Here is a 15,415-nt window from a genome sequence, read left to right on the forward strand (position 1 = left end):
TCGGTAACCGATGTTGGGCCCCTCTCCGGCCTCGGAGGACCCGCAAGCGGGCCGCCCGAGCGGCTCAGCCCGCTGCCGCTTCAGCCCGCTGCCGACTCAGCCCCGCGTCCGGCTCGGTCGGCGAACAGCCTGCGCCCACCGTTCGAGCGGCAGGCGCCGTAGGGCCCACCGGTCCGTGAAGGCCGACCAGCGTTCGCTCAGAGCCCACACGACCCGGACCGACGAGCGGGGCAGCAGCAGCGCCCGCATCCGGGGCCAGAAACCCACCGCGTCCAGCAGGCCGGCGTGGATCTGCCGCGCGTCCCTGGCGAGGCCCGTGCCGGATCGCGGGACGGGCGCATAGAGGACCTGTTCCACCGAGCGGGCCAACCGGTGCACGGCTGCCGCGGGCTCGTCCTCGAGCTTGCCCAGAGTGACGATGCGGGCCGCCGCCTTGCGCGGCGTCAGCGATTCGTCGGGCAGGATGCCCACGTCCCATGCGGAGTCGGTGACCTCCTGCCACGCCGCCAGCGTCCGGCCGCGATCGTCCCCCGCCGTGCGGCCGGCGACCGCCCCGGCGCTCGAGTCCAACGACACACCGGACAAGCCGGAGCCGTCGGGGCGCGCACCCGTCGCGCCGGCGTCGCGCCGTCCCGGCCTGCCCGCGGACGCGGTCAGCCTGCGGGCACGCGTCGCGATCCGCCACAGCAGCGGCACCGCCAGCAGCAACAGCCCGGCAGCCACGCCGAACACGACCAGAAGGACCGTGCCCACGGACGACTCGCCGGCCGACGGCGGCTGGACGTCACGCGGTGCGGCAGCGCCGCACTCGCCGAGCTGCCGCTCCTGGCGGGGACAGGCGTCCTGGGGCCGGTCGCTCTGTGCCGGCGCGGCGGAGCTGCCCTCCTCCGGCTGCGCCGGGTCCGAGGGCCCGCCGGAAGGCGTCTGCTCCTGGCTGTACTCGGGCCGGCTGCCGCGGCTCGGTGTCGGCTCGAAGCGGGTCCACCCCACACCCTCGAAGTACAGCTCGGGCCAGGCGTGGGCATCACGCAGACCGACCGACACCGTGCCGTCCGACTGCGTGGTGCCGGGCTGGAAACCCACCGCCACTCGCGCCGGGATGTTCAGCGTGCGGGCCATGGCCGCCATCGAGAACGAGAAGTGGACGCAGAAGCCCTTCTTGTCCTTCAAGAAGCGGCTGACCGCCGCCGCGCCCGTACCCGAGCGGACGTCCGTGTCGTACCGGAAGCCGCCGTTGTCCGCGAACCACTCCTCGAGCTTCCTTGCTCGCTCGTAGTCGTTCGTCGCGCCCTTGGTGACCGTGACGGCGGTTTCCCTGACGTCGTCCGGCAGCACGTCGGGCACGCGCGTGTACTCCTGCAGCAGCGCGGCGGGCGGTGCGGGAGCGTCCGCAAGCTGTTCCCGGCTCGGCTGCACGACGAGGCTGCTGACCGAGTACTGCACGCCGGCCGTGGTCTGCCTGCGGTCGCCGACCAGGGTCCGTCCGGCGGGCTCGTAGCGCCAGCGGCCGTCGATGGCCACCGTCGTCGCCGGGTACGGCATCGGCAGCCAGTTCTGCTTGTAGTCACCGGCCGCCGACAGGTTCGTCTTCACCTCGGTGACCTGCACCGACGGGCTCAGGCCGACCGGCTCCGGCAGGCGCTCGGGCACATTGGTGACCTTGCGCTCCGAGGAGCGCCACGATGTGCCGTCGAACCGGTCGAGGGCCAGGATCCGCAGATACATGTCCCGGTTGTCCGGCGCGTTGGTGCGGTAGCGCAGCACCTCGCGGTTCTGCGGCTGGTTCAGATTGTCCTGGAGCGAGACCAGGGGGTTGACGGCCGAGATGGTGCCGCCACCGCCTTCTCCGACCCCGCCGCCAGGGCCGTTGCCCACGCCGCCGAGCAGGCCGCCGTCGAGGGCAGGCAGGGCCGCCGGGACCGCGAGCGCGACGCCCAGCGCCACCACACCGATCCTTCGGCCCGCCCGGATCGGGGCCTGCGGGCGCCCGTCCGTCGTGTCCAGTCCGCCGGTCGAACGTCGGGGGGCACTGCCGGCGCCGCCGAAGACGCGCCCCCACTGGGACAGCCGGTCACGGCCTTCGGCGAGCAGCAGCAGCAGATAGCCGGAGGCGGCAAGCAGGAACCACAGCCAGCCGGCCCCGCCGCCCGAGAGCCCGGCGGCCACCGAGTACAGCGCCAGGAGCGGAAGACCGGCCGGTGCGGCACTGCGGAACGTCACGGCCAGTGCGTCCACGACCAGACCGATGACCAGCACGCCGCCGATCACCAGCAGTCTGATGCCGTCGGTCGCGGGAGCAGGGATGGCGTACTTGCCGACATCGGCGGTCCCCGCCTGCAGCAACTCGCCGAACCGGGCGAACGCGTCGGGCCCCGGCAGCAGGCCGAGAACCGCCTGTTCGCGCGTGAAGACGACGGTGAGCACGAGCAGCGTCACCAGCACCTGCGCCGCCACGGTCAGGGGCCGCGCCAGCGGCACCCGCCGCGCGAGCGCGCCCGCCCCGGTCTGGATCGCCAGCAGGAACGCCGCCTGGATCAGCCAGTTGGGCGGATCGACCAGGGGCAGCAGCGCCGCCGCCGCCATCAGCGTGGCGACGAAGGCGCACACCGCGAGCCGTCCGCGACCGCTCATGACCAACCTCCCCAGGAACCGTTCGTACCGGCGGCCGACGACTCGCCGGTGCGCTCCCGGGCCGCCTGCTGCCACAGGTCCGCGAGCCGCGTCCCCGGCGTCACCGCCAGTGCCGTCCAGCCCGCCTCGCGCAGCTGCCGCAGCCGGTCGTCGAGGGCCCCTGCCACGGCACCACCGGTCAGCCAGGTGCCACTGTCCATCACGAAAGCGACGGCGGAACCGCTGCGCTGCCGCATCCTGGCCGCCAGCGCGGCCTGTTCCTCGTCCAGATCGCCGAAGAAGGCGACCAGCAGCCCTTCGCCGCCGCCGCGCAGCACGTCGTGGGCCCGCGACAGGCCGGCGCCGTCGGAGTGGTCGACGACGGCGAGCGTGTCCATCATCAGACCGGCGGACTCCACGGACTCCTGCGAGGAGGCGAACCCCTCGGCGCCCGCACCGGGGACGGAGCTTCCCGTGTCCGTCAACAGCCGGACGGCGAAGCCGCGTTCCAGCAGATGGGTCAGGGCGGAGGCCGCGCCGGACACCGCCCACTCGAAGGCCGAGTCGGGCCCCGCGCCCTGATAGGCCAGTCGGCGCGTGTCCAGCAGCACGGTGCACCTGGCCCGCTGCGGCTGCTCCTCGCGCCGGACCATCAGCTCGCCGTAGCGCGCCGTGGAACGCCAGTGCACCCGGCGCAGGTCGTCACCGTAGCGGTAGGCACGCGGGATGATGTCGTCGTCGCCGGCCAGCGCGAGCGAGCGCTGGCGGCCGTCGCCGTAGCCGGACGCCTCGCCCGCCAGCCGGACGGCGGGCAGCGACTCGGTGCGGGGAATGACCGTGAGGGTGTCGAAGGCGCTGAACGAGCGGGTGAGCTCGCACATGCCGAACGGGTCGTTCAGCCGCAGCTGGAGCGGTCCGAGCGGATAGCGGCCCCGCAGGTCGGACCGCACCCGGTAGGACACCTCGCGCCTGCCGCCCGCCTCGACCCGGTCGAGGACGAAGCGGGGCCGCGGGCCCAGCACATAGGGCACATGGTCCTGGAGCATCAGCAGCCCGGTCGGCATCCGCGAGACGTTGTCCATGCGCAGATGCACCCGCGCCTCGGAACCGGCGGGAACCCGGCCGGGTGACAGCCGGCGGCTGGCCGCGACGCGGTAGCGGGTGCGGTAGAGCACGGTCACACAGATCAGCGGCAGCACGGCGAGCAGCAGTCCGACCCGGAGCAGGTCGCTCTGGCCCAGGACGTACGCGCACACGGCGGCTGCCACGCCGGCGGCGAGGAACGAGCGACCACGGGTGGTGAGCCCGCCGAGCGCCGCCCGCATGCCGCCGGCTTCCTTGCTGTCCGGGCCCGCAGAGGCAGCAGGCCCCCCGGGGGTCATCACAGCCGCCGGGCGCCGGGCTGCTGGCCGTAGAGCGGCGACTGGGCCGGCCGGCCGGGGACGTACGCGCCGTCCGAGCTGCCGGTGGTGGGCACGGCCGTGCGCTGGACGATGTCCAGGACGACCTGCTCGGCCGTGCGGCGGTTGAGCTGGGCCTGCGCCGTGGGCAGCAGCCGGTGCGCGAGGACCTGCACGGCGAGCGCCTGCACGTCGTCGGGGAGGGCGTAGTCGCGTCCGCTGAGGGCCGCGGAGGCCTTCGCGGCGCGCAGCAGATGCAGCGTCGCTCGCGGAGAGGCGCCGAGTCTGAGATCCGGGTGGCTGCGGGTCGCGGCGACCAGATCCACCGCGTAACGCCGGACGGACTCGGCGACGTGCACCGCGCGCACCGCCTCGATCAGCTTCACGATGTCGTGGGCGTGCGCCACGGGCTGCAGGTCGTCCAGCGGGGAGACGCCGCCGTGGACGTCCAGCATCTGCAGCTCGGCGGCCGCGCTGGGGTAGCCGATGGAGACGCGCGCCATGAAGCGGTCGCGCTGCGCCTCGGGGAGCGGGTAGGTGCCCTCCATCTCCACCGGGTTCTGGGTGGCCACCACCATGAAGGGGTTGGGCAGCTCGTAGCTGTGCCCGTCGATGGTGACCTGGCGCTCCTCCATCGACTCCAGCAGCGCGGACTGCGTCTTGGGCGACGCGCGGTTGATCTCGTCGCCGATCACGATCTGGGCGAAGATCGCACCGGGCTTGAACTCGAACTCGCGCTGCTGCTGATCGAAGATCGACACTCCGGTGATGTCGGAGGGCAGCAGGTCCGGTGTGAACTGGATCCGCCGCACCGAGCAGTCGATGGATCGCGCCAGCGTCTTGGCCAGCATCGTCTTGCCCACGCCGGGGACATCCTCGATGAGCAGATGTCCCTCCGCGAGCAACACGGTCAGCGAAAGCCGTACGACCTCTGGCTTGCCCTCGATCACACCCTCGACCGACCTGCGGATCCGATCCGCGGTGGTGGTCAGATCTGTGAGGCTCGCTCGATCGTCATAGGTCGTCACCCGGCCCTCCTCGGCCCGTTCTAGGGCCGGTGCACACAAGACGGCACGGCCCACCCCGAAACACGGACACCGCTCCCGGGGAGTCCGGAAGTGGAGTCACACCCGCATTCTTGTTGGCGTTCCCGCGTTGTGTCACTCGCCTGTGGATAAGTGGGTGGGATATGTCGGGGTTGGGCGGTTATTCCGGGTGTCGGGCCGCTTACACGGCGGGGTCGATCTCCCGCAGCAAGCCCGTGGTGACGTCGAAGACGAAGCCGCGGACGTCGTCGGCGTGCAGCAGGAACGGCGAGGTGCGCACGCGCCGCATCGACTGCCGTACGTCCTGGTCGACATCCCGGAACGACTCGACCGCCCACGCCGGCCGCTGCCCGACCTCTTCCTCCAGCTCGATGCGGAAGTCCTCGGTGAGGGTTTCCAGACCGCAGCCGGTGTGGTGCACGAGTATCACGCTGCGGGTGCCGAGCGCCCGCTGGCTGATCGTGAGCGAACGGATCACGTCGTCGGTGACGACGCCGCCGGCGTTGCGGATGGTGTGGCAGTCGCCCAGTTCCAGTCCGAGCGCGGCGTGCAGGTCGAGGCGGGCGTCCATGCAGGCGACCACGGCGACTTTGAGCACCGGGCGCGCATCCATCCCGGGGTCCTGGAACTCCGTGGCGTAGCGCTGGTTCGCCTCGACGAGGCGGTCGGTGACCGTGCCGCCGGTGCGTGCGGCGTCGGCGGCGGCGGGTGCGTTCGAGGAAATCGACATGCATCGAAGGTAGCGGGCACCGACCGGGCCGGTGCGGGTGTGAGGGCGGACAAAAGAACGTCAACGACCCTTGCAGTGATGTAACCCACAGGAATGACACCGTGGCCCGTGCGACGCGCTGGCCGGTTGATTGACCGGCCGGACCAGTGGACTAAAGTGACGCGAAGTTCACGGACACCACCCGCGTAGGCGGTGGCTTTCCGCACAATTCCCCGCGTGCGCGGCGTACGCACGGCCCGGCCATGACTCGCTCGCGCCGGATCTGAGAGGGCGCATGAGCCAGACCCGACACGTCCCGGTGATGCTCCAGCGGTGCCTGGACATGTTGGCCCCCGCGCTGGAGGAGCCCGGCGCGGTCGTCGTCGACTGCACTCTCGGCCTCGGCGGACACAGCGAGGCCCTGCTCAAGCGGTTCCCCGAGGCGCGCCTGGTCGCGCTCGACCGGGACAAGGAGGCCCTGCGGCTCTCCGGCGAGCGGCTCGCGCCCTTCGGCGAACGCGCCACGCTGGTGCACGCCGTCTACGACGAGCTCCCCGACGTCCTCTCCCGTCTCGGCATCCCCCGCGTCCAGGGCATCCTCTTCGACCTCGGCGTCTCCTCCATGCAGCTCGACGAGGCCGACCGCGGCTTCGCCTACGCGCAGGACGCCCCGCTCGACATGCGCATGGACCAGACGACGGGCCTCAGTGCCGCCGAGGTGCTCAACACGTACCCGGCGGGCGAACTGGTGCGGATCCTGCGCGCCTACGGCGAGGAGAAACAGGCCAAGCGGATCGTCTCCGCCATCGTGCGGGAACGGGACAAGGAACCCTTCACCAACAGCGCGCGGCTCGTCGAACTCATCCGCGACGCCCTGCCGCAGGCGGCCAAGCGCACCGGCGGCAACCCGGCCAAGCGCACGTTCCAGGCCCTTCGTATCGAGGTGAACGGAGAGCTGACCGTGCTCGAGCGGGCGATTCCCGCGGCGGTCGCCTCGCTCGCCGTCGGCGGACGGATCGCCGTCCTGTCGTACCACTCGCTCGAGGACCGGCTGGTCAAACAGGTCTTCGCGGCAGGCGCTGCGATCACCGCGCCGCCCGGGCTGCCCGTCGTGCCCGAGGAGTACCAGCCGCGACTGAAGCTGCTGACCCGCGGGGCGGAGCTGCCCACCGAGGAGGAGGTCGCGGAGAACCGCCGCGCGGCACCGGCGCGTCTGAGGGGGGCACAGCGCATCCGGGAGGACGTGGCGTGACCTGGGCGGGCGAGCGGCGCCGCGCAGCCGGCGGAGATGCGAACCGGAGGACACCTTGAGCGCAGCGGCCAAGCAGTTGAAGGGACGGGCCGCGCGGCTCACGCGGCTCATGCCGTCGGGGCCGAGCACCGCCGCCCGTACCCCCTTCGTCCTGTTGGTCGTGATCCTGCTCTCCGGAGGACTGATCACGCTTCTGATGCTGAACTCGTCCCTGAACCAGGGCTCGTTCGAGCTGAGTGAGCTGAAGAAGAAGACCACCGAACTCACCGACGAGCAGCAGGCGCTGCAGCGGGACGTGGACCGTCGCTCCGCCCCTGACGCCCTCGAACGGCGGGCCCGCGAACTCGGCATGGTGCCCGGCGGCGGCCCCGCCTTCCTCGGCCCGGACGGCAAGGTCCTCGGCGTGCCGAAGAGGGCCACCGCGCAGCCCCTGCCGCGCCCGCCCTCGCCCACCGCGTCCGCCCCGGAAACTGCGGAGCCTTCGCAGGCCGCCTCGCCCTCGACGTCCGTGCCGACCCCGCCCCCGGCCGCACCGGCGCCCGGTGTCGCCCCCGAGCAGCAGGGCGGGGCCGGGTCCGCACAGACGCAGTCGACGCAGGCACCGGTCCAGCCCGCGCCCGCCCAGCCCCTCCGTACGTCCCCGCAGCCGAACCCGACGACCCCCGGCAGGTGACGCAGTGCCCTCCAAGGAACCACCGCGGCGCCGGGTGCCAGGCCCCGCCCGGCGGCCCCCCGCCCAGTCCTCCGCACGTCCCGGGCAGCGCTCCGGCTCCCGTCCGCCCCGCCAGGGGCAGCGTCCGGCGCCCCGGCGCGTACGGCTGAGCAACCCCCGCCCCCGGCTGAGGCTGGTGAGCCTCGGCCTGACGCTGGTCATGCTGGCGTTCGTCGTCAGACTGCTGCAGGTGCAGGCCGTCGACGCGAGCGCGTACGCGGCCAAGGCGGAGAAGAACCGCTACCTGAGCCACAAGCTGTCCGCCGAGCGCGGCGAGATCACCGACCGGGCCGGTGTCGCGCTGGCCATCAGCGTCGACGCGCACGACATCACCGCCGACCCGAAGATGTTCACGCTCGAGGACAGCAAGTCCCCGAACGCGCCGGAGCAGGCGGCGGCACTGCTCGCCCCCATCCTCGGCAAGGAGCCGGCCGAGCTCGCGGAGAAGCTCAGGAAGCCCGGCTCCCGCTACGCCGTGCTGGCCCGCCGCCAGACCCCGCAGGTGTGGAACCAGATCAAGGACCTCAAGGGCGTCTACGCGGAGAAGGCCGCGGCCGACAAGCGCAGGGGCGGCCCCGGTGCCAATGTGCTCGCGGGCGTCTTCCAGGAGCCCAGCAGCCGGCGCGTGTACCCGAACGGCGATCTCGCCGCCGGGATACTGGGCTTCGTCAACGCCGCGAACCGGGGCGGCGGCGGCATCGAGTCGATGCTCGACGAGACGCTGGCCGGCAAGGACGGCACCATCACCTACGCCCAGTCCGGCGGCCGGCGCGTGCCCACCGCCACCTCCAGCGAGGTCCGCGCGGTCCCCGGCTCCGACGTCGAGCTGACCATCGACCGGGACATCCAGTGGGCCGCTCAGAAGGCCATCGAGGACCAGGTCCGGAAGTCGAAGGCCGACCGCGGCTATGTGATCGTCCAGAACACCCGTACCGGCGAAGTGCTCGCGATGGCCAACGCGCCCGGCTACGACCCCAACGACCTGGGCCGGGCCGGCACGTTCCCCCTGGGCAACGCCGCCCTCCAGGACGCGTACGAACCGGGATCCACCGCCAAGGTGATGTCAATGGCCGCCGTGCTCGAGGAGAAGAAGGCGACCGCCGCCACCCATGTCGTCGTCCCCAACCGGCTGCACCGGGGCGACCGGCTCTTCAAGGACGACATCGACCACCCCACCTGGTACCTCACGCTCAACGGCGTACTCGCCAAATCGAGCAATATCGGCACCATCCTGGCCACCGGGCAGCTCGGCGAGAACCAGCCGGAGGCCAACAAGGTGCTCCACTCCTATCTGCGCAAGTTCGGCATCGGCCGGCCGACCGGCCTCGGCTATCCCGGCGAGACGCCGGGCATCCTCGCAAAGCCGCAGGACTGGTCCACCTCGCAGCAGTACACGATTCCCTTCGGGCAGGGCCTGTCCGTCAACGCCGTACAGGCGGCCTCCGTGTACTCGACCATCGCCAACGGCGGCGTCCGCATCGAGCCGACGCTGGTACGCGGCACCAAGGGCCCCGACGGCCGCTTCACACCGGCGGCCGAGCCGGACAGGACCCGGGTCGTCAGCGAGAAGACCGCCAAGACCCTGGCCACCATGCTCGAATCGGTCGTCGACGACGAGGAGGGCACGGGCACCAAGGCCCGCATCCCCGGCTACCGCGTCGCCGGAAAGACCGGAACGGCCAACCGCGTCGACCCCGAACTCGGCGTCTACAAGGGCTACACCGCCTCCTTCGCCGGCTTCGCGCCGGCCGACGACCCGCAGATCACCGTCTACTGCGCCATCCAGAACCCCACCAAGGGCAGCTACTTCGGCGGACAGATCTGCGGCCCCATCTACCAGCAGGTCATGGAATTCGCGCTGAAGACCCTGCAGGTCCCCCCGACCGGCAAGGGGCCCGCCCGGCTGCCCGTGACCTTCGAACCCGGCGAGTGACCGGAGGTACCTCCAGTGAGAACGATCACGCCCGATTCCGGCAACCGGCCCGGTGAGGGCCCCTCATTTTCGCCCGGGCCCGGTGCGCCCGGTACGCTCACCGCCGTGCCACAAGCTGATCAGACCCGAACCACCCAGCAGGACGCCCCCCACAAACACCCGGGGGCGCCTCGTCCGGAACGGCCCCGCCCGACGCAGCTCGGAGACCTGGCCGCACGGCTGGGTGTGCAGAGCCCGGGCCGCGCGGAGATCACGGGCATCACCCACGACTCGCGTGCCGTACGCCCCGGCGATGTGTACGCCGCCCTGCCCGGCGCGCGTTTCCACGGCGCCGACTTCGCCGCCCAGGCGGCCGACCTCGGGGCCGCAGCGATCCTCACCGACGAAGCGGGCGCCGAACGCGCCGCCGCCACCGGCCTGCCGGTGCTCGTCACCGACAACCCGCGCGGCCGGATGGGCGAACTCGCCACGGAGATCTACGGTCACCCCGGCGAAGACCTGCTCCAGATCGGCATCACCGGCACCTCCGGGAAGACCACGACCGCCTACCTCGTCGAGGGCGGCCTCAGGGCTGCGGGCCGCTCCACGGGCCTGATCGGCACGGTCGAGATGCGCATCGGGGACGAGCGCATCAAGTCGGAGCGCACCACCCCCGAAGCCACCGACCTGCAGGCGCTGTTCGCGGTCATGCGCGAACGCGGCGCCGACGCGGTCGCCATGGAGGTCTCCAGCCACGCCCTCGTGCTCGGCCGGGTCGACGGCTGCGTCTTCGACATCGCCGTCTTCAACAACCTCAGCCCCGAGCACATGGAATTCCACTCCGACATGGAGGACTACTTCCAGGCGAAGGCGCAGCTGTTCACACCCCGGCGCAGCCGGCAGGCCGTCGTCAACTTCGACGACGAGTACGGCCGCAGGCTCGTCGAGGAGGCCACCGTCCCGGTCACCACCTTCTCCGCGGAGGGCCACCCGGACGCCGACTGGCGGGCCGAGGACGCCGAAGTCACGGCGGTCGGCTCCACCTTCACCGCGGTCGGCCCCAAGGGCGAGCGGATCCGCGCCCAGGCGCCGCTGCCCGGCCCGTTCAACGTCGCCAACACCCTCGCCGCCGTCGTCACCCTCGCCGTCGCCGGCCTCGACCCCCAGACCGCGGCGGACGGGATCGCCGCCGTGCCCGGCGTGCCGGGCCGCCTGGAGCGGATCGACGCGGGCCAGCCGTACCTCGCGGTCGTGGACTACGCGCACAAGACCGACGCCGTCGAATCGGTCCTGCGCTCGCTGCGCAAGGTCACCGAGGGCAAGGTGCACATCGTGCTCGGCTGCGGTGGCGACCGCGACAAGACCAAGCGCGGCCCGATGGGCGCCGCCGCCGCACGGCTGGCCGACACCGCCGTCCTCACGTCCGACAACCCGCGCGGTGAGGACCCCCTCGCGATCCTCGCCACGATGCTGGCGGGCGCCGCCGAGGTACCCATCCACGAGCGGGGCGACGTGATGGTCCACGAGGACCGGGCCGCCGCCATCGCCGCCGCCGTCGCCCGCGCCGAGCCGGGCGACACCGTGCTCGTCGCCGGCAAGGGCCATGAGCAAGGTCAGGACATCGCCGGAGTGGTGCGCCCGTTCGACGACCGCCAGGTCCTCCGCGAAGCCATCGAGGCGCGCCGGGACGCGTCGTCGAAACGGGCCACCGAAATCGAGAACAGTCAGGGATGACCAAGTGATCGCCCTCTCCCTCGCCGAGATCGCAGACATCGTCGGCGGGCAGTCGCACGACATACCGGATCCGGCCGCACCCGTCACCGGATCCGTCGTCATCGACTCCCGGGCCGTCGAGCCCGGCAGTCTCTTCGCCGCCTTCCAGGGCGAGAACGTCGACGGACACGACTACGCCGAGCGCGCGGTGGCGGCCGGCGCGGTGGCCGTACTGGCCGTCCGCCCCCTCGGCGTACCGGCGATCGTCGTCGACGACGTACAGGCCGCCCTCGGCCGCCTCGCACGGGCCGTGGTGGAGCGCCTCGGCACCAAGGTCGTGGCGCTGACCGGCTCGGCCGGGAAGACCAGCACCAAGGACCTGATCGCGCAGGTCCTCGAGCGCAAGGCGCCCACCGTCTGGACGCCCGGCTCCCTCAACAACGAGATCGGCCTTCCCCTCACCGCGCTGCGCGCCACCGAGGACACCGAGCACCTGGTGCTCGAAATGGGAGCGCGCGGAATCGGCCACATCCGGTACCTGACCCAGCTGACCCCGCCCCGGATCGGCCTCGTGCTGAACGTCGGCACCGCCCACATCGGGGAGTTCGGCGGCCGCGAGCAGATCGCCCAGGCCAAGGGCGAGATGGTCGAGTCGCTGCCCGAGGACGGCGTCGCCGTGCTCAACGCCGACGACCCGCTGGTGCGCGCCATGACATCCCGGACGAAAGCGCGGGTGCTGCTGTTCGGCGAGGCCGCCGACGCCGCCGTACGCGCGGAAAATGTCCGGCTCACCGAGCAAGGACAGCCCACCTTCACGCTCCACACACCCACCGGGTGCAGTGACGTGACCATGCGGCTGTACGGTGAGCACCACGTGTCGAACGCGCTCGCCGCGGCCGCCGTCGCCCATGAGCTGGACATGTCCGTCGACGAGATCGCCCTCGCGCTCTCCGAGGCGGGCACCCTCTCCCGCTGGCGCATGGAGGTCACCGAGCGTTCGGACGGCGTGACGGTCGTCAACGACGCCTACAACGCGAACCCCGAGTCCATGCGCGCCGCGCTGCGCGCACTGGCCGCCATGGGCGAGCCCGCACGGGCAAGGGGCGGACGTACGTGGGCGGTGCTCGGCAAGATGGCCGAGCTCGGAGACGAAGCGCTCGCCGAGCACGACGCGGTCGGACGGCTCGCCGTCCGGCTCAATGTCGGCAAGCTCGTCGCGGTCGGGGGCAGGGAAGCGTCCTGGTTGCAACTGGGCGCATACAACGAGGGTTCGTGGGGTGAGGAGTCGGTGCACGTGTCCGACGCGCAGGCGGCGGTCGACCTGTTGCGCAGAGAGTTGCGCCCGGGAGACGTCGTGCTGGTGAAGGCTTCCAGGTCGGTCGGTCTGGAGCGGATCGCGCAGGCTCTGCTCGAGGGTTTCGAGGGTGAGGGTGCCGTCCGATGAGGCAGATCCTCTTCGCGGGAGCCATCGGTCTGTTCCTGACCCTGATCGGTACCCCGCTGCTGATCAAGCTCCTGGCCCGCAAGGGATACGGGCAGTTCATCCGTGACGACGGCCCGCGCGGCCACGCCGGGAAGAAGGGCACGCCCACCATGGGCGGCATCTCCTTCATCCTGGCCACGCTGATCGCCTACGCGCTCGCCAAGGTGATCACCGGCGAGGACCCGACCTTCTCGGGTGTGCTGGTGCTCTTCCTGATGGCGGGCATGGGGCTCGTCGGCTTCCTCGACGACTACATCAAGATCGTCAAGCAGCGGTCGCTCGGCCTGCGCGCCAAGGCGAAGATGGCCGGCCAGCTGATCGTCGGCATCGCCTTCGCCGTGCTGTCCCTGCAGTTCGCCGACCAGCGCGGCAACACCCCGGCCTCCACCAAGCTGTCGTTCATCACGGACTTCGGCTGGTCGATCGGCCCGGTGCTGTTCGTGGTGTGGGCGCTGTTCATGATCCTCGCGATGTCGAACGGCGTGAACCTCACGGACGGTCTGGACGGCCTCGCCACCGGCGCGTCGGTGATGGTCTTCGGCGCGTACACCTTCATCGGCCTGTGGCAGTTCCAGGAGTCCTGCGCCAACGCGGTGACCCTGACCAATCCCAGTGCCTGCTTCGAGGTGCGCGATCCGCTCGACCTCGCGGTCGTCGCCTCGGCCCTCATGGGCTCGTGCTTCGGCTTCCTGTGGTGGAACACCTCACCCGCCAAGATCTTCATGGGGGACACCGGCTCGCTCGCACTCGGCGGCGCACTCGCGGGCCTCGCGATCTGCTCGCGTACGGAGTTCCTGCTCGCCCTGCTCGGCGGACTGTTCGTCCTCATCACCATGTCCGTGGTGATCCAGGTCGGTTCGTTCAAGATGACGGGCAAGCGGGTCTTCCGGATGGCGCCGCTGCAGCACCACTTCGAACTCAAGGGATGGTCCGAAGTCCTTGTCGTGGTCCGGTTCTGGATCATCCAGGGCATGTGCGTGATCGTGGGTCTCGGCCTCTTCTACGCGGGATGGGCAGCAGACAAGTGAGCGACTGGCAGGGTACGAACGTCACCGTCGCCGGCCTCGGCGTGAGCGGCATCAGCGCCGCCCGCGCCCTGGCCGGGCTCGGCGCCCGGGTCACCGTGGTCGACGGCGGCGACAGCGAGACGCACCGCACGCGCGCGGCCGAACTGTCCGAACAGGGCATCGCCGTACGCCTCGGTGACGCGGAGACCCTGCCGGAGGGCACCGACCTGGTCGTCACCTCGCCCGGCTGGAAGCCGTCCAGCCCGCTCTTCGAGGCGGCGGCGAAGGCGGGCGTCGACGTCGTCGGCGACGTCGAGATCGCCTGGCGGCTGCGCGGCCCCGACGCCGCGCCCTGGCTCGCGGTCACCGGCACCAACGGCAAGACGACGACAACGCGGATGCTCGCCTCGATCCTGACGGCGGCGGGCCTGCGCACGGCGGCCATCGGCAACATCGGTACGCCCATCGTCGACGTCGTCCTCGGTGACGAGCCCTACGACGTGCTCGCCGTCGAACTCTCCAGCTACCAGCTGCACTGGGCGCCCTCGCTGCGCGCCCACTCCGCCGTGGTGCTCAACCTCGCCCCCGACCACCTCGACTGGCACGGCTCCATGGAGGCGTACGCCGCCGACAAGGGCCGCATCTACGAGGGCAACACCGTCGCCTGCGTCTACAACGTCGCCGATCCCGCGACCGAGGAGCTGGTCCGCGCGGCCGACGTGGAGGAGGGCTGCCGGGCGGTCGGCTTCACGCTGGGTACCCCGGCCCCCTCCCAACTCGGCGTCGTGGACGGGATCCTGGTGGACCGCGCGTTCGTCGAGAACCGGCAGAAGCAGGCGCAGGAACTGGCGGAGGTCTCCGACGTCAACCCGCCGGCGCCGCACAACATCGCCAACGCCCTTGCCGCCGCCGCCCTGGCCCGCGCCTTCGGCGTCGCGCCGGCCGCGGTACGCGACGGCCTGCGTGCCTTCCGGCCCGACGCGCACCGCATCGAGCACGTGGAGGAGGTGGCGGGCGTCGCGTACATCGACGACTCCAAGGCCACCAACACCCATGCCGCGGAGGCTTCTCTGGCCGCCTACGACCCGATCGTGTGGATTGCGGGGGGACTTGCCAAGGGAGCGACCTTCGACGAGCTGGTCACCAAGTCGGCGAAGCGACTTCGCGGTGTCGTCCTCGTCGGAGCCGACCGCGCCCTGATCCGCGAAGCCCTCGCGCGACACGCGCCCGAGGTCCCGGTCGTCGACCTCGACCGGACCGACACTGGGGCGATGTCCGCCGCGGTACGGGAGGCGGCCTCGCTCGCCCGGCCGGGAGACACGGTGCTGCTGGCCCCGGCCTGCGCCTCGATGGACATGTTCACCGACTACAACAAGCGGGGCGAGGCGTTCGCGGAAGCGGTCCGCGCCCTCGCCGCCGAGCACGCCTGACAGCCGCCAGGTCCGGCTGCCGCCGGGCACGACTGGAGGGGACAGCGACCATGCCGGCCACCGACCAGCCCCTGGGCCCCGCCCGGTCCGCCGATCCGCCCGGGCCGCCCACGCAAGGCACCCCCGGGGGCGCGGCGGACG

11 protein-coding genes are annotated in these 15,415 nt (G+C 71.7%); 7 read left to right on the top strand and 4 right to left on the bottom strand.

Annotation, left to right across the window (positions count from 1 at the left end; all coding sequences use genetic code 11):
- Positions 1 to 96: 96 nt before the first annotated feature.
- From ABZ070_RS27475 to ABZ070_RS27490, 4 genes are all read right to left on the bottom strand, one after another.
- Positions 97 to 2,631, bottom strand: coding sequence for a DUF3488 and transglutaminase-like domain-containing protein (locus ABZ070_RS27475; protein WP_356638016.1), 2,535 nt, complete (start codon positions 2,629 to 2,631; stop codon positions 97 to 99).
- Positions 2,628 to 3,992 (bottom strand): DUF58 domain-containing protein, encoded by a 1,365-nt coding sequence (locus ABZ070_RS27480; protein WP_356638017.1) that lies wholly within the window; start codon positions 3,990 to 3,992, stop codon positions 2,628 to 2,630. The genes ABZ070_RS27475 and ABZ070_RS27480 overlap by 4 nt, the downstream gene beginning before the upstream one ends.
- A complete protein-coding gene (locus ABZ070_RS27485) occupies positions 3,992 to 5,038 on the bottom strand; it encodes a MoxR family ATPase (protein WP_356638018.1) in 1,047 nt (348 codons plus the stop codon). The genes ABZ070_RS27480 and ABZ070_RS27485 overlap by 1 nt, the downstream gene beginning before the upstream one ends.
- Before the next feature lie 199 nt (positions 5,039 to 5,237).
- The gene (locus ABZ070_RS27490; RefSeq protein WP_356638019.1) at positions 5,238 to 5,786 is read right to left on the bottom strand and encodes a carbonic anhydrase; all 549 of its coding nucleotides are present in this window, start codon (positions 5,784 to 5,786) and stop codon (positions 5,238 to 5,240) included.
- 274 nt (positions 5,787 to 6,060) lie between these two features.
- On the opposite strand from ABZ070_RS27490, the gene rsmH reads away from it, so the two are divergent.
- The 7 genes from rsmH (at position 6,061) to murD (ending at position 15,274) form a co-directional block, all read left to right on the top strand.
- Positions 6,061 to 7,017, top strand: coding sequence for a 16S rRNA (cytosine(1402)-N(4))-methyltransferase RsmH (gene rsmH / locus ABZ070_RS27495; RefSeq protein WP_356638020.1), 957 nt, complete (start codon positions 6,061 to 6,063; stop codon positions 7,015 to 7,017).
- 109 nt (positions 7,018 to 7,126) lie between these two features.
- Positions 7,127 to 7,690 (top strand): septum formation initiator family protein, encoded by a 564-nt coding sequence (locus tag ABZ070_RS27500; RefSeq protein WP_356638025.1) that lies wholly within the window; start codon positions 7,127 to 7,129, stop codon positions 7,688 to 7,690.
- 4 nt (positions 7,691 to 7,694) lie between these two features.
- Positions 7,695 to 9,662 (top strand): penicillin-binding protein 2, encoded by a 1,968-nt coding sequence (locus ABZ070_RS27505; RefSeq protein ID WP_356638021.1) that lies wholly within the window; start codon positions 7,695 to 7,697, stop codon positions 9,660 to 9,662.
- A 15-nt stretch (positions 9,663 to 9,677) separates the two neighbouring features.
- On the top strand, positions 9,678 to 11,375 hold the full coding sequence (locus ABZ070_RS27510) for a UDP-N-acetylmuramoyl-L-alanyl-D-glutamate--2,6-diaminopimelate ligase (RefSeq protein ID WP_356638022.1): 1,698 nt from the start codon (positions 9,678 to 9,680) through the stop codon (positions 11,373 to 11,375).
- A gap of 4 nt (positions 11,376 to 11,379) precedes the next feature.
- Complete coding sequence (murF, locus tag ABZ070_RS27515; RefSeq protein WP_356638023.1) at positions 11,380 to 12,798, top strand: UDP-N-acetylmuramoyl-tripeptide--D-alanyl-D-alanine ligase; 1,419 nt, start codon at positions 11,380 to 11,382, stop codon at positions 12,796 to 12,798.
- Entirely contained in the window at positions 12,795 to 13,865 is a 1,071-nt protein-coding gene (gene mraY, locus ABZ070_RS27520) for a phospho-N-acetylmuramoyl-pentapeptide-transferase (RefSeq protein WP_005318698.1), read from the top strand. Before murF ends, mraY begins: the two co-directional genes overlap by 4 nt.
- A complete protein-coding gene (gene murD, locus ABZ070_RS27525; protein ID WP_356638024.1) occupies positions 13,847 to 15,274 on the top strand; it encodes a UDP-N-acetylmuramoyl-L-alanine--D-glutamate ligase in 1,428 nt (475 codons plus the stop codon). Before mraY ends, murD begins: the two co-directional genes overlap by 19 nt.
- Positions 15,275 to 15,415: the final 141 nt, after the last annotated feature.

Source organism: Streptomyces sp. NPDC006283 (assembly GCF_040613325.1).
In the GTDB taxonomy this organism is placed as follows: Bacteria; Actinomycetota; Actinomycetes; order Streptomycetales; family Streptomycetaceae; genus Streptomyces.